This is a genomic window from Klebsiella sp. A52, assembly GCF_018388785.1.
GTDB classification, from domain to species: domain Bacteria; phylum Pseudomonadota; class Gammaproteobacteria; order Enterobacterales; family Enterobacteriaceae; genus Klebsiella; species Klebsiella aerogenes.
Genome location: NZ_CP074437.1, coordinates 520850 through 539851, shown reverse-complemented (window position 1 = coordinate 539851; position 19002 = coordinate 520850). Strand labels below are relative to the sequence as shown.

Genomic DNA, 19002 nt, shown 5'->3' with positions numbered 1-19002 from the left:
AAGCAAAAGTGCATTGGTTGTGGAGGCCATTATCGCGGTCAATATTATCAATATACTGTGCTGACAGAGAGGAGAACAATCATGACTGAACGTATTTATTACGCCAGCGACGCCACCGAAGGGTGCGCACACATTATCAGCTGCAGCGCTGAAGCCGATGGTGGTTATGCCATTGAACTTGATCGCACGTTGTTCCATCCGCAGGGCGGCGGGCAGCCGTCCGATCGCGGCTGGATCGATGAGCAGCCCGTAATGGCGGTCACGACGCGCGGCGATAGTGTCCTGCATATCGTTGCCCAGCCGCTGCCGTTAGGCGAGGTGGAGCTACGAATTGATGCGCCTGTGCGGCAACGGCATGCCCGTTTGCACTCTGCTGGTCACTTGCTGGGACTGGCCGGCGAGCAGTTCGGCTGGCGACCAGTGAAGGCGCATCACTGGCCGGGAGAGGGACGGATTACGTTTGCTGCCGGCGCTGGCGCCGCGTTACCGGAAGCCAGCGCGCTGCTGGCGCAGGTGAGCGCGTGGCAGAAGCAAGATTTACCGCGCCGCATCACCTTCGCTAATGGCCTGCGCGCCGTAGGATTCGGCGAACTGGCAGCTTATCCCTGTGGCGGTACCCATGTCGCTAGTCTGGCGGCGTTGGGAAATATCGTCATCAGCCAGCTGAAAATGAAAAAAGGGCAGATGATCGTCAGCTATACCCTCGAATAAGCGTTTCAGACGTGCTCAGGGTAGGGATGTTTGCCGCGATAAATGCGTTCCGGCCGGCCGACTTTGCCATAACTGATTTCCGCTTCCAGAAAATCGTTTTTAACGCCTTGTTCGAGATAACGGCGGGCAGTGGTTTTACTGCTGCCGAGGATGCGGGCCAGAGAGTCGGCGGTATGCACGACTTCCGGGTCGGAGAACAGCTGCAGCACGCGGTGAAAGGTGCTTTCATCGATCCCGCGCAGCGGCGCGTCAGCAGGTTCAGTGTGCTCGCGAGCCTGGATATTAAACAGGGCGTCGACGTGGGTCTGGCTGGCCTGTTCGCTCGAACGCAATGAGCTGCGGTAGCGGGCGAAACGCTCGAGCGTATGTTGTAAACGTTGATAGTGTACGGGCTTAATCAGGTAATCGAATACTCCCAGTCGCAGGGCTTCGCTGATGGTCTCCATATGATTATCGGCGGTAATGAAAATGATTCGCCCTTTGTAGTTAGTGCTGACAGCGTGGCGAATCAGATCCAACCCCTTGCCGTCAGGGAGAAAGTTATCCAGCAGGATCAGCTGCGGCTGGTAGAGACGCATCAGCTTTTTCGCGCTTTCCAGTTTATCCGCGATGCCGATTACGTTGAACTGGGGGAACTGTTTGATGGTATCCACCAGGATTTCCGCCAGCATAGGTTCGTCTTCAACGATAAGAGTAGTAATGCTATCCATGATGTTCATCTCGGGTCAGGGGGATATAAAGGGTAAAGATGGTGCCAAAGGGAATGTTATTTTCGACGACGATAGTGCCGCCTGCTTGTTCTACGTAACTGCGCACCAGCCAGAGCCCAATACCGTGCTCGGCGCTGGCGCTACTGGTGACGCCACGCTCAAAGATGCGATCGCGTAGCGTCTCGTCAATGCCGCATCCCTGGTCGGCGATCTCGACGATCAGTTCATGACCGTCGCTATTTATTAAACACTCGATCTGCTTCGATCCCTGCGGCTGGCGTAACGAGGCATTGTAGGCGTTATCGAGCAGATTCCCTACGATCGAGATCCATTCGCTGGGAGAAAGCGCGGTGGGAAGGATATCGACGAAGCAGGCGGGGTCGAATACCAGTTCAAGACCAAGCTCTTTGGCCCGATAATATTTACCGATCAGCAGCCCGGCAAGGTGGTTATCCTGGAAATTACGCGCAATAAAATCGAGCACCTTCTGGTGGCTTTCTGACTGTTGCTGAATCAGATCCAGCGCGTGATCGTAGCGTTTAAGAAACAACAGTCCGGCGATGGTCGAGATCAGGTTGCGGTGTTCATGCTGCACGGCGCGCAGATTATCGGCGTACTGCTGTACCTGGCTGAGCTGCAGACTGAGGGTGTTGATATCGTCTTTACTGCGAAAACTGATGACCCAACCTTGTGGGGCATTATTTAAGATCACCGCCATCCGGCTGGCGATCACTTTGATCTGATTAAAAGTGACGATCGCGTCTTTCTTATTCTCATGCGGCGCATCGTAGAAGAAGGCCTCTTGCGCAATGACGCTACTGATCTTTTTACCGATCAGTACGGGCTCCGGCTGGCTTAGATTAAGCAGACGACGGGCGGTCTGATTAATGGCGGTTATCTTATAATTTGAGTCGATGGCGATGAGCCCTTCAAACACCGATTCAAAGAGCACGCTTTGCTGGATGAGCAGCTGCGAGAGCTGCTGGGGCTCCATATTGAGCATTTGCTTTTTGATATGCAGCGAGAAGCGCCGAGCGCAGTACAGCAGCAATAGCAGGATAATCGCCATCGGGATCAGTAGCGAGCTTATCTGCAGGCTGAGCCAGTTTTCTAACTGTTCAATGGTATAACCGACCGACACGATGCCGATGACTTTCCCGGTGGCGTCCTGCACCGGCGATTTACCCCGTAATGATGAACCTAGCGAACCTTTGCGTACCGAGACATAGCTTTTGGCGTTATACAGCGCCTCATCGCTATCGCCACCTTCCATTGATTTACCGATTTCGTCCGGGTTGACGTGATAAAGACGCTGTCCGTTGGCATCGCCGACGGTGATGTAGGTGGCGTCTGAGAATGAACGCATGGGGTCGATAAGCTCTTTAATTCTGGCGAGATCGCGCTTCTGTACCGCTTCTACCAGCTCCGGCATTGCTGAAATCTGCATCGCCTGAATCAATGCCCGTTGCCCGACCTGGTAATGAAGACGTTCTTCGGTAATATCTGTTAGATACCAGGACATACCCAGCATGACGACAGTTGAGGTAAATAATATCAGCAGGAAGATGCGGTTCTGAAAGGACCGCCGCGCAAACCAGTGGGTTATTTTTCGGGTGTACATAGGGCCGATAGACATTAAATGGCTAGTTTCCTCGTTTGGCGGTCCGGGTACCTGCAGATGGCGCACAGATCCAAAAAATTCAGAAAAACGCCCGCTCAAAAGCCATTGAGTCGGGCGCTGGTTTGGTAGCCCGGATAAGGCGCCAGCCGCCATCCGGGAACCTCTCCCCGGTGGCGCTGCGCTTACCGGGGCTACAAACCGGAGCGGACGGGTAGCCCGGATAAGGCGCCAGCCGCTATCCGGGAAGGATGCCGGCCTACATCGCCAGCACGTACTTGAGCATCACCCCGGCGGCGATCGCCGAGCCGATCACCCCGGCCACGTTCGGGCCCATCGCGTGCATCAGCAGGAAGTTCTGCCCGTCCGCTTCCAGACCCACCTTGTTGGACACCCTCGCCGCCATCGGCACCGCCGACACCCCCGCCGAGCCGATCAGCGGATTGATTGGGTTCTTACTGAACCTGTTCAGCAGCTTGGCCATCAACACCCCGGCGGCGGTGCCCACGCAGAAGGCGATCACACCCAGCAGCAGGATCCCCAGCGTCTGCGGCTGCAGGAACTTGTCCGCCACCAGCTTGGCCCCCACCGACAGCCCGAGGAAGATGGTGACGATATTGATCAGCGCGTTCTGCACCGTATCGCTCAGACGATCCACCACCCCGCTTTCGCGCATCAGGTTGCCGAAGCAGAACATTCCCAGCAGCGGCGCGGCGTCCGGCAGCAGCAGCGCTACCAGCAGCAACAGCACCGCCGGGAAGAGGATCTTCTCGCGTTTACTCACCGTACGCAGCTGCACCATGCGGATCTTTCGCTCTTTGTCGCTGGTCAGCGCCTTCATGATCGGCGGCTGGATCAGCGGCACCAGCGCCATGTAGGAGTAGGCGGCCACCGCGATGGCTCCCAGCAGCTCCGGCGCCAGCTTGCTCGACAGGTAGATGGCCGTCGGGCCGTCGGCGCCGCCGATGATGCCGATGGCCGCTGCCTGCGGCAGGGTGAAGGAGATGAAGCCGAAGTAGTTCAGCGTCAGCGCCCCGAGCACGGTGGCGAAGATCCCGAACTGCGCCGCCGCCCCCAGCAGCAGGGTGCGCGGGTTGGCCAGCAGCGGGCCGAAATCGGTCATCGCCCCGACGCCCATAAAGATCACCAGCGGCGCGATACCCGAGCCAATCGCCACCTTATAGAAGATGGCCAGCACTCCGGAGGAGTAGCCCATGTCCACCGCCAGCGTCTCCATCTGCCCCTGCACCGACGGCAGGGCCAGCGCCAGCGCCTCCTTGATGGCGTGGACGTCCGGCGCGCAGTTGAGCTTCGCGGCAATCACCGCCAGCTGGACCGGGTCGTGGTGGGCCAGTAGGTTTTCCAGCGCGCTCAGCGCCAGCCCGGCCTCCGGGATATTGGAGAGCAGGCCGCCGAAGCCAATCGGCAGCAGCAGTAACGGCTCGAACTTTTTCGCAATCGCCAGCCACAGCAGCAGCAGGCTGACCAGCAGCATCACCGCCTGGCCGGCTCCCAGGTGCATCAGCCCCATGCCCTGAATCAGGGCGTTCAGACTTTCCATTTGTGCTCCTCGTCCTTACGCCAGCTGCAGCAGGGTGTCGCCGACCGCCACCGCATCGCCGGATTTCACCGCGATACCGCGTACGGTACCGGCCTGCGCGGCGCGGATTTCGGTTTCCATCTTCATGGCTTCCAGAATCAGCAGCACCTCGCCTTCCGCCACCGCCTGGCCTTCGCTGGCCAGTACCTTCCAGATAGTACCCGCCAGCGGCGCGGTCACCGGGGTGCCGGCGCCTGCCGGGGCCGGGGCGGCTGCCTGAACCGGTGCGGAAGACGGAGTGGCCGCCGTCAGCTGGCTGACGTCGCCGCCGTCGCTGACTTTGACCACGAAGGCTTTGCCTTCCACTTCCACGGTGTAGACACCGGAGGCGGCGGCTTTTGCCGGCGCGGCAGATTTTGCTTCTTCCACCTGCGGCACGGGCTCAAAGGCCGCCGGGTTGTGGCGGTTTTCGAGGAACTTCAGGCCGATTTGCGGGAACAGCGCCACGGTGAGCACGTCGTCGATGGCGTTTTCGGCAAGCGTGATGCCCTTTTCCTGCGCCTGGCGTTTCACGTCGGCTTCAAGCTCCGCCAGCTCCGGCTTCAGCAGGTCCGCCGGGCGGCAGGTGACGGCGTCGGCGCCATCGAGCACCCGCGCCTGCAGGGCGGCGTTAACCGGCGCCGGGGTGTGGCCGTATTCGCCTTTCAGGATACCGGCGGTCTCCTTCGCGATGGTTTTGTAGCGCTCGCCGCCCAGCACGTTAAGCACCGCCTGGGTGCCGACAATCTGCGAGGTCGGGGTCACCAGCGGGATGAAGCCGAGGTCCTCGCGCACGCGGGGGATTTCCGCCAGCACCTCATCCAGACGGTGGGCGGCGCTCTGCTGTTTAAGCTGGCCCTCAAGGTTGGTGAGCATCCCGCCCGGCACCTGGGCGACCAGGATACGGCTGTCGGTGCCTTTCAGCTGGCCTTCGAAGGCGTGGTATTTTTTGCGCACCTCGCGGAAGTACGCGGCGATGCTCTCCAGTTTGTGGATATCGAGGCCGGTGTCGTAGCGGGTCCCGGCGAGGGTGGCCACCAGCGCTTCGGTGGCCGGGTGGCCGTAGGTGGCGCTCATCGAGGAGATGGCGGTATCGACGCCGTCGACGCCGGCTTCAATAGCCTTCAGCAGCGCCATCTCCGCCATGCCGGTGGTGGAGTGGCAGTGCAGGTGCAGGGTGACGGCAAAGCGTTTTTTGATTTCGCTGACCAGCTCAAAGGCGGCATGCGGGGTGAGGATACCGGACATGTCCTTGATGGCGATGGAGTCGACGCCGGTCTCCAGCAGCTGTTCGGTGAGGTCGAGCCAGGTCTGCAGGGTGTGCGCCGGGCTGGTGGTGTAGCTGAGGGTGCCCTGGGCGTGGGCGCCGTGGCTGCGCACCGCCTGCAGGGCGGCTTTCATGTTGCGCGGGTCGTTCATGGCATCGAAAACGCGGAACACGTCCATGCCGTTTTTGACGGCGCGCTCGACAAAGCGCGCCACCACGTCGTCGGCGTAGTGGCGGTAGCCGAGCAGGTTCTGGCCGCGGAGCAGCATCTGCAGCGGGGTTTTCGGCATCGCCTTTTTCAGTTCGCGCAGGCGGACCCACGGGTCCTCGCCGAGGAAGCGGATGCAGGCGTCAAAGGTGGCGCCGCCCCAGCATTCCAGCGAGCGGTAGCCGACGTCATCCAGCTGAGCGGCGACGGGGAGCATATCGTCAAGGCGCAGACGGGTGGCGAACAGGGACTGGTGGGCGTCGCGCAGGACGACATCGGTAATGGCAACGGTCATGAATTCCTCCGTGAATTAAGGATTAAGGCGGCGATGGTGGTGAATGGCGGCGACAATCGCCGGTTTTAAGCGGGCGAAGTCGTCGGCGGGCGCGACGGCGGCCGGCGCCGCTTTGGACGCGGCAGGCGGCTCAGGGAACAGACGGGTAACGGCGAGAGACATCCCCCGGATGGCGAAAATGAGCAGCAGCAGGAACGCCAGCACGAAGCCCATGCCAAGAAACATCAGGGTGAAGCCCTCGCCTAACAGCGCAGCATCAGTCATACAAAATCTCGTATAAGGGCACGATGACGCGTTGGTTGGCGAGGTTGTCGACGCTTCCGGCTAAGGAGCAGGGTGGATTTCCCGCAGCCGCCCCCGGCGCTGGTCCCTGACTGGGTCAACTTCTTCGGCCGCTCAACGGCGCCATCGTGCGTGTGGGTTAAATCATCATGCCGAACACGATGCTGGCGATGACCAGCACAATACCGCCGCCCAAACGGGAGGAGATTTGTGCATAAGAGATAAGGCTCATACGGTTACAGGCGGAAAGGACTTCCAGGTCGCCGGAACCGCCGCGGTTAGCCATACACAGGCCTGCGGTGATCGCTGATTCAATCGGGAAGAAGCCCATCATCCAGCCGCCGATCGCCGCGCCGAGCACTGCGCCGATAACGATTACGGCGGCGATAACGACGTTATAGACAGTAATGGCATTGATGATTTCCTGCAGGTCGGTGTAGCAAACGCCGACGCCGACCATCAGTACCCACAGCAGCTGTTTAGAGAAGAAATCAGACAGACGCTTGGCGCCGGCTTTGATTTCCGGTGAGCACAGGCCGGAGGCGTTCAGCGCCGCAACGATCAGTACCATCCATGCGAAGTAGTGAATCGAAACGCCGCCAATGCTTGGCAGGATTTTCTTCGCGACGACGTATGCCAGCAGGAAACAGGTCGTGGAAAGCACCAGACCGACGGCGGTTTCACGATGCGTGATTTGTCCCGCTTTCTCGTCTTCTTCGACTTTGAACGAGGCTTTACGCACCAGTTCGCCTTCGCCGCTCAGCCAGGTGTATTTTTTGCCGATGATATCGAGGACTGCGGCGAAGACGATGGCGAAAATGTTAGCGATGGTCAGAATAGCGATGGCGGTTGAGTAGTACTCATCACGTGAACGACCGGTGACGGAGTGATAAATCTCCGACAGCGGAACCGCGCCCGCGCCGTTGCCGCCGCCCATGATCGGCAGGACGTACAGCATCATGATGCGATCTACCGGAATACCGAACACCAGGCCGATAGCGATGCCGAAAATCGACGCGCCGACAATGCCCATCAGGATGGTTGGAATATAGCCGAGCAGCGATTTCAGCAGCAGACGGCGGTTTACCGACAGAATCGCCCCGGTAATTAATACCGCGATGAATAAGTTAAGGAAGTTACTCTCATCCATAACGTTGCTGATAGCATCGATTTCTTTTTGCGTGAAAATACCGGCATAAACAAAATAAGCGGCGACCAGGAAAATCATTACCGGGGCGCCACCTATATATTTGTTGAATATTGGTAGACGTTTGCCAATTTCGCCGAATATGGCGCCGATAATAAACATGATGGCAAAGCCGCCAACGATGTCGGTGGGTAAAGCGTTATAAAAATGTGAAAGTAATAGCGTAATTAACGCAAACGCGTAAAGGGGGAGCGGCATGCCGAAGATTTTAAATCCCAGCAGGTCGCTAACGCCCTTTTTCTCCGTTGCCGGAGCCTGACTCATGTTGGTCATAAACGTTTTCCTGTTTATTGATGGAGTAGTAATACCGGCGCATAGTAATAAATAGACTTAGTGGTAAGGTGTGATTGCCTTCACTGAATACTCGTGTTTTTTATTAATTTAATTATTTTTATTATTCTGAATTAATTAACAACATAAAAACCATAAAGCTAATTAAGCCACGGGGAAAACTGTGACTTAAATACAAGTATCAATAGTCGAACGCTGGCGAAATACAGTTCGTTTTAGAATAACGAAGCGCTAAAAAATGACTCTGATATTAAAACGCGTTCAGCTATTAAAGGATCAACCGCGGCGAGAGGCGATCGATCGGTTTCTTCATCAGCATCAGTTGTCGTTAGAAACCGATTGCGAGATGGCAATCGTTGCGGAGTATCGGCAACGGCTGGTCGGCTGCGGCGCCATTGCCGGTAATGTACTGAAATGCATCGCCGTCGATCCCTCGCTACAGGGGGAGGGGCTGAGCCTTAAATTATTGACCGAACTCCTGACGCTGGCCTATGAACTTGGGCGTAGCGAACTGTTTTTATTTACTAAGCCGAGCAATGCCGCGCTGTTCTCCGGCGCCGGCTTCTGGCCGATAGCCCAGGCGGGCGATCGCGCCGTATTGATGGAAAACAGCCGCGAACGTCTGACTCGTTACTGCCGTCAGCTGGCAATGTACCGTCAACCGGGAAAAAAAATCGGCGCTATTGTGATGAACGCCAATCCCTTCACCCTTGGTCACCGCTGGCTGGTGGAACAGGCGGCACGGCAGTGCGACTGGCTGCATCTGTTTGTGGTCAAAGAAGATGCGTCCTGCTTTTCCTATCACGATCGCTTCAAGCTGATCGAACAGGGGATTACCGGTATCGACAAAGTGACGCTGCACCCCGGTTCGGCGTATCTGATTTCGCGGGCGACGTTCCCCGGCTATTTCCTGAAAGAGCAGGGCGTGGTCGATGACTGTCACAGCCAGATTGACCTGCAGCTCTTTCGCGAACGTCTGGCCCCGGCGCTGCAGATTACCCATCGTTTTGTCGGCACCGAGCCGCTATGTCCCCTGACTCGTAATTACAACCAACGCATGAAGTCACTGCTGGAAGCGCCAGGCGAGGCGCCGCCCATTGAAGTGGTTGAGCTGACGCGAATCGAAAAAAATGGCGGGCCCGTGTCGGCCTCCCGAGTGCGCGAACTTTATCGGCAGCGCAACTGGCAGGCGGTCGCGGCGCTGGTGCCGCCGGGAACCCTCTCTTTTCTGATGAAACTGGCGGAAAGCGAACATCAAACCGCCTGATTTTTATGCCCTAACTAAGGATTTTCCCCTATGGAAATGAAGATTGACGCCCTGGCCGGCACGCTGGAATCCAGCGATGTAATGGTCAGGATTGGACCGGCTGCGCAGCCGGGCATTCAGCTGGAAATCGACAGCATTGTGAAACAACAGTTTGGCGCCGCGATTGAGCAGGTGGTCAGAGAAACGCTGGCGCAGCTTGGCGTGAACCAGGCCAACGTGGTGGTCGATGATAAAGGCGCGCTGGAATGCGTACTGCGGGCCCGCGTACAGGCCGCAGCGCTGCGGGCGGCGCAACAGTCCCAATTACAATGGAGCCAGCTATGAAACCACGTCGCAGTATGCTGTTCATCCCTGGCGCCAATGCCGCCATGTTAAGCACTTCATTTGTTTACGGCGCTGATGCGGTGATGTTCGACCTTGAAGATGCCGTTTCGCTACGTGAAAAAGATACCGCTCGCCTGTTGGTACATCAGGCGCTGCAGCATCCGCTGTATCAGGATATCGAAACCGTGGTGCGTATTAACCCGTTAAATACGCCATTTGGTCTTGCCGACCTTGAAGCGGTGGTCCGCGCGGGCGTGGATATGGTGCGTCTGCCGAAAACCGACAGTAAAGAAGATATCCATGAGCTGGAAGCGCATGTTGAGCGGATTGAGCGCGAATGCGGCCGGGAAGTGGGCAGCACCAAACTAATGGCGGCTATTGAGTCGGCGCTGGGCGTGGTGAATGCGGTAGAGATTGCCCGCGCCAGCCCGCGTCTGGCGGCGATCGCGCTGGCAGCTTTCGACTACGTCATGGATATGGGCACCTCCCGTGGTGACGGTACTGAACTGTTCTATGCCCGCTGCGCCGTGCTGCATGCCGCGCGCGTTGCCGGCATCGCCGCCTATGACGTGGTGTGGTCGGATATCAACAACGAAGAGGGCTTCCTGGCGGAAGCGAATCTGGCCAAAAATCTCGGCTTTAACGGCAAATCGTTGGTTAACCCGCGACAAATTGAACTCCTGCATCAGGTCTATGCCCCGACGCGCAAAGAGGTCGATCACGCGCTGGAGGTGATTGCCGCGGCGGAAGAAGCCGAAACGCGCGGTCTTGGCGTGGTATCGCTGAACGGCAAGATGATCGATGGACCGATTATCGACCATGCTCGCAAAGTGGTGGCGCTCTCGGCTTCCGGTATTCGTGATTAAGGGGAATAAGATGAAAGAGACAGTAACAATGCTTAATCAGCAGTACGTGATGCCGGAAGGGTTAGCGCCTTATGCGGGCGTGACGGCGAAAAGCCCGTGGCTGGCCAGCGAAAGCGAAAAACGTCAGCGTAAAATCTGCGATTCGCTGGAAACGGCGATCCGTCGCTCCGGCTTGCAAAACGGCATGACCATTTCGTTCCACCACGCGTTTCGCGGCGGTGACAAAGTCGTCAATATGGTAGTGGCGAAGCTGGCGGAAATGGGCTTTCGCGATCTGACGCTGGCGTCCAGTTCGCTGATCGACGCCCACTGGCCGCTGATCGAGCATATTAAAAACGGCGTGATCCGCCAGATCTATACCTCTGGCCTGCGCGGCAAGCTGGGCGAGGAGATCTCCGCCGGGTTGATGGAAAACCCGGTGCAGATCCACTCCCATGGTGGTCGCGTACAGCTGATTCAAAGCGGCGAGCTGTCGATTGATGTTGCGTTTCTTGGCGTCCCCTGCTGCGATGAGTTTGGTAATGCCAACGGCTTTAGCGGTAAATCACGTTGTGGTTCGCTGGGCTATGCGCGCGTTGATGCGGAACATGCCAAATGCGTGGTGCTGCTGACCGAAGAGTGGGTGGGCTACCCTAACTACCCGGCCAGCATCGCTCAGGATCAGGTCGATCTGATTGTTCAGGTGGACGAAGTCGGCGATCCGGAAAAAATCACCGCTGGCGCGATCCGTCTGACCAGCAACCCGCGCGAGCTGCTGATCGCCCGTCAGGCGGCGAAAGTGGTTGAGCATTCTGGTTACTTTAAAGACGGTTTCTCGCTGCAGACCGGTACCGGCGGCGCCTCGCTGGCGGTGAGCCGCTTCCTCGAAGATAAAATGCGCCGTAACGGCATTACCGCCAGCTTCGGCCTCGGCGGCATCACCGGGACGATGGTTGACCTGCACGAAAAAGGGTTGATTAAAACGCTGCTCGATACCCAGTCGTTTGATGGCGACGCGGCGCGTTCATTAGCGCAGAACCCGAATCACGTAGAGATTTCCACCAACCAGTATGCCAGCCCGGGCTCTAAAGGCGCCTCCTGCGAGCGCTTAAACGTGGTGATGCTCAGCGCGCTGGAAATCGATACCGACTTTAACGTTAACGTGATGACCGGCTCTAACGGCGTGCTGCGCGGCGCATCCGGCGGCCATAGCGATACCGCCGCCGGCGCGGATTTGACCATCATTACCGCGCCATTAGTTCGCGGCCGTATTCCCTGCGTCGTGGAAAAAGTGCTGACCCGCGTCACGCCGGGAGCCAGCGTAGATGTGCTGGTCACCGACCACGGCATTGCGGTAAACCCGGCCCGCCAGGATCTGATCGACAATTTGCGCAACGCGGGCATTCCGCTGATGACTATTGAGGAACTGCAGCAGCGTGCGGAACTGTTAACCGGCAAACCGCAGCCGATCGAGTTTACCGATCGCGTGGTGGCGGTGGTGCGCTATCGTGATGGCTCCGTTCTTGATGTCATTCGTCAGGTGAAAAACAGCGACTAAACGCAGAGGGGGAAGGGCAATGAGCGAAGTGTTAATCAATCCGCCGCGTTCTCTGCGCGTGACATCGCTGAACGCTGAAGAGGTGGTCAGCGCGGTAGAACGCGCGCTTTTAACCGAAGTTCGCCTGACCCCAAAGCCCGGGTTGGTGGACATTCGTAACACAGGCGCCCATCACGATATGGACCTGGCCTCTTTTGAGGCCAGCACCGCGGTCGTGGCTCCGTGGATGGAGAAATTTTTCATCATGGGCCACGATACCGCGGCTATCGTACCGGAACAGGTGTTAATGATGCTGCGTCCTGTAGGGATGGCCTGCGAGAACGATATGCTGGAGGCCACCGGTGGAGTGAATACCCATCGCGGGGCAATCTTCGCTTTCGGTTTGCTGAGCGCGGCGGCGGGAAGGCTGGTATCGAAAGGCGAACCGATTGAACAGCATCGGCTTTGCGATCAGGTGGCGCGATTCTGTCGCGGCATGGTTATGCAAGAACTCTCTTCCGCCAGCGGCGAACAGTTAAGCAAAGGCGAGGCCCATTTTTTACGTTATGGACTCTCCGGCGCCCGCGGCGAGGCCGAGAGCGGCTTTCGTACCGTGCGTACCCAGGCGCTGCCGGTGTTCAATCGCATGATGGAAGAGACCGGCGACAGCAACCTGGCGCTGCTGCAAACCTTGCTGCATCTGATGGCGTGGAATGATGACACCAATCTGGTCTCGCGCGGCGGGCTTGCGGGCCTGAACTATGTGCAGCAGGAGGCGCAGCGGCTGTTGTGGCAGGGCGGCGTCATGGCTGACGGCGGGCTGGAGGCGCTACGCCAACTCGACGACGAGCTGATTGCTCGCCATCTCAGCCCCGGCGGCAGCGCCGATTTACTGGCGGTAACCTGGTTTTTATCCGCTTTCCCCGCAGGTGCGCTTTTCCCCCTTTGATTGAGTACACAACGCCTTAGCCCGCGTCGCGCGGGCGGGGCGCTACCGTGTCCCCTCCCAATTTTCACTACATAAACGCCGAATCGCGGCACAATCATATAGTTTTTACTGATATCGACCGCCGTTTGTCATAAATTTCTAATTATCGGCGTTTTTGAGTAGCGGCTATGCAATGGGCTGGTTACTCTGAAAACAATTCACGTGAAGTTAACAAAAGAGAATAGCTATGCAAGATGCACAAATCCGCGTGGCCATCGCCGGCGCGGGCGGCCGGATGGGACGCCAGTTAATTCAGGCTGCGCTGCAGATGGAAGGCGTGGCGCTTGGCGCGGCGCTGGAGCGCGAGGGTTCAAGCCTGGTGGGCAGCGATGCGGGCGAGCTGGCGGGCGCAGGCAAATCAGGCGTTACCGTCCAAAGCAGCCTGGCGGCGGTAAGCAATGATTTCGATGTTTTAATCGATTTTACCCGCCCGGAAGGCACGCTTAACCATCTGGCTTTCTGCCGTCAACACGGCAAAGGGATGGTGATCGGCACCACCGGTTTTGATGATGCCGGAAAGCAGGCGATTAGCGATGCCGCACAGGAAATCGCCATCGTCTTTGCCGCTAACTTTAGCGTTGGCGTCAACGTGTTGTTAAAGCTGCTGGAAAAGGCGGCAAAGGTAATGGGCGATTATACCGATATCGAAATCATCGAAGCGCACCATAGGCATAAAGTGGACGCGCCATCAGGTACCGCGTTGGCGATGGGCGAGGCGATCGCCGGGGCATTGAACAAAGATTTGAAGGACTGCGCCGTCTATAGCCGCGAAGGCCATACCGGCGAACGCGTTCCGGGTACTATTGGTTTTGCTACCGTTCGCGCGGGCGACATCGTCGGCGAACATACGGCGATGTTCGCTGATATCGGCGAACGTATCGAAATTACCCATAAGGCCTCCAGCCGGATGACGTTTGCCAATGGTGCTGTTCGTTCAGCTTTGTGGCTGAAAGATAAGAAAAGTGGTCTTTTCGATATGCGTGATGTGCTTGAACTGAATGCTTTATAATGATTATTACCCATCGTGATGTGGTTATTGCATTCAATATGTAATTGATTGCAAAGGGCAATATTTTATTGCCCTTTTTTATTTTGACTGCTTTTGTGTTTTTTTCTTATGAAGGCTTTAAAAAACTATATCTTCCTGATGTTTTTGGTTATTGAATTGTAAATTTTGACCATCTGGTCCACTTTTTTACCCTCCGCTGGCTGATTTTACAGTTTTCCTCGCCCGCAAGCGTTTTCTCAACCAGGTTAGTTGATCTTTTTACCGTGAAAATAGCCCATTGCGCGCCAGTGACGTAAAATAAGGTTAAAAATATCCGCTTTAAGTTGACTTTTACCTGACATCTCTCCAGAATGCCGCCGTTTGCCAAAATTCTGCGGGCAAAAATTTGCATTGATTCAGATCTATGTCTGAATTAATATGCAAATAAAGTGAGTGAATATTCTCTGGAGGGTGTTTTGATTAAGTCAGCGCTTTTGGTTCTGGAAGACGGAACCCAGTTTCACGGTCGGGCCATCGGGGCAACCGGCACGGCGGTTGGGGAAGTCGTTTTCAATACTTCAATGACCGGTTATCAAGAAATCCTCACTGATCCTTCCTATTCCCGCCAAATCGTCACTCTTACTTATCCCCATATTGGAAATGTCGGCACCAACGCCGCCGATGAAGAATCTTCTCAGGTACATGCACAAGGCCTGGTCATTCGCGACCTGCCGCTGATTGCCAGCAACTTCCGCAATACCGAGGACCTTTCTTCTTACCTGAAGCGCCATAACATTGTGGCCATTGCCGATATCGATACCCGTAAGCTGACGCGTTTACTGCGTGAGAAAGGCGCGCAGAATGGCTGCATCATCGCCGGCGATAATCTTGATGCCCAGCTGGCGCTGGAAAAAGCCCAGGCGTTCCCTGGCCTGAACGGTATGGATCTGGCGAAAGAGGTCACTACTGCAGAAACTTACGCCTGGAAGCAGGGGAGCTGGACACTGGCGGGCGACCTGCCGGAAGCGAAGGCGGAAAGCGAGCTGCCGTTCCACGTCGTGGCTTATGACTTCGGCGCCAAGCGCAACATCCTGCGGATGCTGGTCGATCGCGGTTGTCGCCTGACTATCGTACCGGCGCAAACGTCGGCAGAAGATGTGCTTAAGCTGAATCCGGACGGTATTTTCCTCTCCAACGGCCCTGGCGACCCGGCGCCGTGCGATTACGCCATCGCGGCAATAGAAAAATTCCTCACCACCGATATTCCGGTCTTTGGCATCTGTCTTGGCCATCAGCTGCTGGCGCTGGCGAGCGGCGCGAAGACCATTAAGATGAAATTTGGTCACCACGGCGGCAACCACCCGGTTAAAGATATCGATAACAATGTAGTGATGATTACCGCCCAGAACCACGGCTTTGCCGTTGACGAAGCGACGCTGCCTGCCAATCTGCGCGTGACCCACAAGTCACTGTTCGACGGCACCCTGCAGGGGATCCATCGTACCGACAAGCCGGCGTTTAGCTTCCAGGGTCACCCTGAAGCGAGCCCGGGCCCGCACGATGCCGCGCCGCTGTTCGACCACTTTATCGAGTTAATTGAGCAATACCGTCAGTCCGCGAAATAATCAGGAGTAAAAGAGCCATGCCAAAACGTACAGACATAAAAAGTATCCTGATTCTGGGCGCGGGCCCGATTGTTATCGGTCAGGCGTGTGAGTTTGACTACTCGGGCGCCCAGGCCTGTAAAGCCCTGCGCGAAGAGGGTTACCGCGTTATTCTGGTGAACTCCAACCCAGCGACTATCATGACCGACCCGGAAATGGCCGATGCGACCTATATCGAGCCGATTCACTGGGAAGTGGTACGTAAAATTATCGAAAAAGAGCGCCCGGACGCGGTACTGCCGACTATGGGCGGCCAGACCGCGCTGAACTGCGCGCTGGAGCTGGAACGTCAGGGCGTGCTGGCTGAGTTCGGCGTGACTATGATTGGCGCGACCGCCGATGCGATCGATAAAGCGGAAGACCGTCGTCGCTTCGATGTGGCGATGAAGAAAATCGGCCTCGACACCGCGCGTTCCGGCATTGCGCACACCATGGAAGAAGCGCTGGCGGTGGCCGCTGACGTTGGCTTCCCATGCATCATCCGTCCGTCCTTCACCATGGGCGGCACCGGCGGCGGTATCGCCTATAACCGCGAAGAGTTCGAAGAAATCTGCGAACGCGGCCTGGATCTCTCTCCGACCAACGAACTGCTGATTGATGAATCGCTGATCGGCTGGAAAGAGTACGAGATGGAAGTGGTGCGCGATAAGAACGATAACTGCATCATCGTCTGCTCGATTGAAAACTTCGATGCCATGGGGATTCACACCGGCGACTCCATCACCGTCGCCCCGGCGCAGACCCTGACCGACAAAGAATACCAAATCATGCGTAACGCCTCGATGGCGGTGCTGCGTGAAATCGGCGTGGAAACCGGCGGTTCTAACGTACAGTTCTCGGTGAACCCGAAAGATGGTCGCCTGATCGTTATCGAAATGAACCCGCGCGTATCCCGCTCTTCGGCGCTGGCCTCGAAAGCGACCGGCTTCCCGATTGCCAAGGTGGCGGCGAAGCTGGCGGTGGGCTACACCCTTGACGAGCTGATGAACGACATCACCGGCGGCCGTACTCCGGCCTCCTTCGAACCGTCCATCGACTATGTTGTGACCAAAATTCCACGCTTTAACTTTGAAAAATTCGCTGGCGCTAACGACCGTCTGACAACGCAGATGAAATCCGTTGGCGAAGTGATGGCGATTGGCCGCACGCAGCAGGAATCGCTGCAGAAAGCGCTGCGCGGCCTGGAAGTGGGCGCCACCGGCTTCGACCCGAAAGTCAGCCTCGACGATCCGGAAGCGCTGACCAAAATCCGCCGCGAGCTGAAAGACGCGGGCGCCGAGCGTATCTGGTACATCGCTGATGCCTTCCGCGCCGGTCTCTCCGTCGACGGCGTCTTCAACCTGACCAACATCGACCGCTGGTTCCTGGTACAAATCGAAGAACTGGTGCGCCTGGAAGAGAAAGTGGCGGCAGTGGGCATCAACGGCCTCGACGCTGACTTCCTGCGCCACCTGAAGCGTAAAGGCTTTGCCGATGCGCGTCTGGCTAAGCTGGCGGGCGTGCGCGAAGCGGAAATCCGCAAGCTGCGCGACCAGTACAACCTGCACCCGGTCTACAAGCGCGTGGATACCTGCGCGGCGGAATTCGCCACCGATACCGCCTACATGTACTCCACCTATGAAGACGAGTGCGAATCCAACCCGTCCGTAGACCGCGATAAAATCATGGTTCTCGGCGGCGGCCCGAACCGTATCGGCCAGGGTATCGAGTTTGACTACTGCTGCGTACACGCCTCGCTGGCGCTGCGCGAAGACGGGTACGAGACCATCATGGTCAACTGTAACCCGGAAACCGTTTCGACCGACTACGACACCTCCGACCGTCTGTACTTCGAGCCGGTAACGCTTGAGGACGTACTGGAAATCGTGCGTATCGAGAAGCCAAAAGGCGTTATCGTGCAGTACGGCGGCCAGACCCCGCTGAAGCTGGCGCGTGAACTGGAAGCCGCGGGCGTACCGGTTATCGGCACCAGCCCGGACGCTATCGACCGCGCCGAAGACCGCGAGCGCTTCCAGCATGCGGTTGACCGTCTGAAGCTGAAGCAGCCGGCGAACGCCACCGTGACCGCGCTTGAGCAAGCGGTTGAGAAGGCAAAAGAGATCGGCTATCCGCTGGTGGTACGCCCGTCTTATGTGCTCGGCGGCCGCGCGATGGAAATCGTCTACGACGAAGCTGACCTGCGCCGTTACTTCCAGACCGCCGTGAGCGTTTCTAACGATGCGCCGGTGCTGCTCGATCGCTTCCTCGACGATGCGGTTGAAGTCGATGTTGACGCTATCTGCGACGGCGAAATGGTGCTGATTGGTGGCATCATGGAGCACATCGAACAAGCGGGCGTGCACTCCGGCGACTCCGCCTGTTCTCTGCCTGCCTACACCCTGAGCCAGGAAATTCAGGATGTGATGCGCGAGCAGGTACAGAAGCTGGCCTTCGAGCTGCAGGTTCGCGGCCTGATGAACGTACAGTTCGCGGTGAAGAACAACGAAGTGTACCTGATTGAAGTGAACCCGCGCGCGGCGCGTACCGTACCGTTCGTCTCGAAAGCCACCGGCGTACCGCTGGCGAAAGTGGCGGCGCGCGTAATGGCCGGTAAAACGCTGGCGCAGCAGGGCGTCACTAAAGAAATCATCCCGCCGTACTATTCGGTAAAAGAGGTGGTGCTGCCGTTCAACAAATTCCCGGGCGTTGACCCGCTGTTAGGGCCGGAAATGCGCTCTACCGGGGAAGTGATGGGCGTGGGCCGCACCTTCGCGGAAGCGTTCGCCAAAGCGCAGCTGGGCAGCAACTCCACGATGAAGAAACAGGGGCGCGCGCTGCTCTCCGTTCGCGAAGGCGACAAAGAGCGCGTTGTCGACCTGGCGGCAAAACTGCTGAAACAGGGCTTCGAGCTGGATGCAACCCACGGTACCGCGATTGTACTGGGTGAAGCCGGTATCAACCCGCGTCTGGTGAACAAGGTACATGAAGGTCGTCCGCACATTCAGGACCGTATCAAGAATGGCGAATATACCTACATCATCAATACCACCGCAGGTCGTCAGGCGATTGAGGATTCCAAGCTGATTCGCCGCAGCGCGCTGCAGTACAAGGTGCATTACGACACCACCCTGAACGGCGGTTTCGCCACCGCGATGGCGCTGAATGCCGATGCGACCGAGAAGGTCATTTCGGTGCAGGAAATGCACGCGCAAATCACCAAATAAGCGCACCGGCCGGGCCGG

The 19002-nt window shown here is 57.5% G+C and carries 15 protein-coding genes; 9 read left to right on the top strand and 6 right to left on the bottom strand.

Going from position 1 to position 19002, the window contains the following annotated elements; genetic code table 11:
* Positions 1-81: 81 nt before the first annotated feature.
* Positions 82-711 (top strand): alanyl-tRNA editing protein, encoded by a 630-nt coding sequence (locus tag KGA69_RS02450; protein ID WP_045395776.1) that lies wholly within the window; start codon positions 82-84, stop codon positions 709-711.
* 5 nt (positions 712-716) lie between these two features.
* Here the strand turns inward: KGA69_RS02450 and KGA69_RS02445 are convergent, their stop codons facing one another.
* The 6 genes from KGA69_RS02445 to citS all read right to left on the bottom strand — a co-directional run bounded on the left by KGA69_RS02445 (position 717) and on the right by citS (position 8150).
* Complete coding sequence (locus KGA69_RS02445) at positions 717-1421, bottom strand: citrate response regulator transcription factor CitB (RefSeq protein WP_045395773.1); 705 nt, start codon at positions 1419-1421, stop codon at positions 717-719.
* On the bottom strand, positions 1414-3042 hold the full coding sequence (locus tag KGA69_RS02440) for a citrate sensor histidine kinase CitA (RefSeq protein WP_045395770.1): 1629 nt from the start codon (positions 3040-3042) through the stop codon (positions 1414-1416). The genes KGA69_RS02445 and KGA69_RS02440 overlap by 8 nt, the downstream gene beginning before the upstream one ends.
* 256 nt (positions 3043-3298) lie before the next feature.
* On the bottom strand, positions 3299-4600 hold the full coding sequence (locus KGA69_RS02435; protein ID WP_049047902.1) for an oxaloacetate decarboxylase subunit beta: 1302 nt from the start codon (positions 4598-4600) through the stop codon (positions 3299-3301).
* Positions 4601-4615: 15 nt separating this feature from the next.
* Positions 4616-6388 carry a sodium-extruding oxaloacetate decarboxylase subunit alpha gene (gene oadA / locus KGA69_RS02430; RefSeq protein WP_213292775.1) on the bottom strand — a complete coding sequence of 591 codons (1773 nt, stop codon included), beginning with the start codon at positions 6386-6388 and terminating at the stop codon, positions 4616-4618.
* 15 nt (positions 6389-6403) lie between these two features.
* The gene (locus KGA69_RS02425) at positions 6404-6652 is read right to left on the bottom strand and encodes an oxaloacetate decarboxylase subunit gamma (RefSeq protein ID WP_045398376.1); all 249 of its coding nucleotides are present in this window, start codon (positions 6650-6652) and stop codon (positions 6404-6406) included.
* 157 nt (positions 6653-6809) lie between these two features.
* The gene (gene citS, locus KGA69_RS02420) at positions 6810-8150 is read right to left on the bottom strand and encodes a citrate/sodium symporter CitS (protein ID WP_045397262.1); all 1341 of its coding nucleotides are present in this window, start codon (positions 8148-8150) and stop codon (positions 6810-6812) included.
* A gap of 256 nt (positions 8151-8406) precedes the next feature.
* Between citS and citC the strand changes: the two genes are divergently transcribed.
* From citC to carB, 8 genes are all read left to right on the top strand, one after another.
* Complete coding sequence (citC, locus tag KGA69_RS02415; RefSeq protein WP_047078153.1) at positions 8407-9435, top strand: [citrate (pro-3S)-lyase] ligase; 1029 nt, start codon at positions 8407-8409, stop codon at positions 9433-9435.
* Between the two features lie 30 nt (positions 9436-9465).
* On the top strand, positions 9466-9759 hold the full coding sequence (gene citD / locus KGA69_RS02410) for a citrate lyase acyl carrier protein (RefSeq protein ID WP_045397268.1): 294 nt from the start codon (positions 9466-9468) through the stop codon (positions 9757-9759).
* Entirely contained in the window at positions 9756-10625 is an 870-nt protein-coding gene (gene citE, locus KGA69_RS02405) for a citrate (pro-3S)-lyase subunit beta (protein ID WP_015368307.1), read from the top strand. The genes citD and citE overlap by 4 nt, the downstream gene beginning before the upstream one ends.
* A gap of 10 nt (positions 10626-10635) precedes the next feature.
* On the top strand, positions 10636-12162 hold the full coding sequence (gene citF / locus KGA69_RS02400; RefSeq protein ID WP_045397271.1) for a citrate lyase subunit alpha: 1527 nt from the start codon (positions 10636-10638) through the stop codon (positions 12160-12162).
* Between the two features lie 19 nt (positions 12163-12181).
* The gene (gene citG, locus KGA69_RS02395) at positions 12182-13090 is read left to right on the top strand and encodes a triphosphoribosyl-dephospho-CoA synthase CitG (protein WP_045397274.1); all 909 of its coding nucleotides are present in this window, start codon (positions 12182-12184) and stop codon (positions 13088-13090) included.
* A gap of 226 nt (positions 13091-13316) precedes the next feature.
* Positions 13317-14138 (top strand): 4-hydroxy-tetrahydrodipicolinate reductase, encoded by an 822-nt coding sequence (gene dapB / locus KGA69_RS02390; RefSeq protein WP_045397277.1) that lies wholly within the window; start codon positions 13317-13319, stop codon positions 14136-14138.
* Between the two features lie 455 nt (positions 14139-14593).
* Complete coding sequence (carA, locus tag KGA69_RS02385; RefSeq protein ID WP_213292774.1) at positions 14594-15742, top strand: glutamine-hydrolyzing carbamoyl-phosphate synthase small subunit; 1149 nt, start codon at positions 14594-14596, stop codon at positions 15740-15742.
* A 17-nt stretch (positions 15743-15759) separates the two neighbouring features.
* A complete protein-coding gene (carB, locus tag KGA69_RS02380; protein ID WP_045397278.1) occupies positions 15760-18984 on the top strand; it encodes a carbamoyl-phosphate synthase large subunit in 3225 nt (1074 codons plus the stop codon).
* Positions 18985-19002 lie beyond the last annotated feature (18 nt).

Excerpts from the sequence above, each read along its gene's own strand:
- carB (WP_045397278.1), top strand. The coding sequence starts at position 15,760 with ATGCCAAAACGTACAGACATAAAAAGTATCCTGATTCTGGGCGCGGGC.
- oadA (WP_213292775.1), bottom strand. The coding sequence starts at position 6,388 with ATGACCGTTGCCATTACCGATGTCGTCCTGCGCGACGCCCACCAGTCC.
- citF (WP_045397271.1), top strand. The coding sequence starts at position 10,636 with ATGAAAGAGACAGTAACAATGCTTAATCAGCAGTACGTGATGCCGGAA.
- KGA69_RS02445 (WP_045395773.1), bottom strand. The coding sequence starts at position 1,421 with ATGGATAGCATTACTACTCTTATCGTTGAAGACGAACCTATGCTGGCG.
- KGA69_RS02450 (WP_045395776.1), top strand. The coding sequence starts at position 82 with ATGACTGAACGTATTTATTACGCCAGCGACGCCACCGAAGGGTGCGCA.
- citD (WP_045397268.1), top strand. The coding sequence starts at position 9,466 with ATGGAAATGAAGATTGACGCCCTGGCCGGCACGCTGGAATCCAGCGAT.
- KGA69_RS02440 (WP_045395770.1), bottom strand. The coding sequence starts at position 3,042 with ATGTACACCCGAAAAATAACCCACTGGTTTGCGCGGCGGTCCTTTCAG.
- dapB (WP_045397277.1), top strand. The coding sequence starts at position 13,317 with ATGCAAGATGCACAAATCCGCGTGGCCATCGCCGGCGCGGGCGGCCGG.
- citC (WP_047078153.1), top strand. The coding sequence starts at position 8,407 with ATGACTCTGATATTAAAACGCGTTCAGCTATTAAAGGATCAACCGCGG.
- citE (WP_015368307.1), top strand. The coding sequence starts at position 9,756 with ATGAAACCACGTCGCAGTATGCTGTTCATCCCTGGCGCCAATGCCGCC.
- citG (WP_045397274.1), top strand. The coding sequence starts at position 12,182 with ATGAGCGAAGTGTTAATCAATCCGCCGCGTTCTCTGCGCGTGACATCG.
- KGA69_RS02425 (WP_045398376.1), bottom strand. The coding sequence starts at position 6,652 with ATGACTGATGCTGCGCTGTTAGGCGAGGGCTTCACCCTGATGTTTCTT.
- KGA69_RS02435 (WP_049047902.1), bottom strand. The coding sequence starts at position 4,600 with ATGGAAAGTCTGAACGCCCTGATTCAGGGCATGGGGCTGATGCACCTG.
- citS (WP_045397262.1), bottom strand. The coding sequence starts at position 8,150 with ATGACCAACATGAGTCAGGCTCCGGCAACGGAGAAAAAGGGCGTTAGC.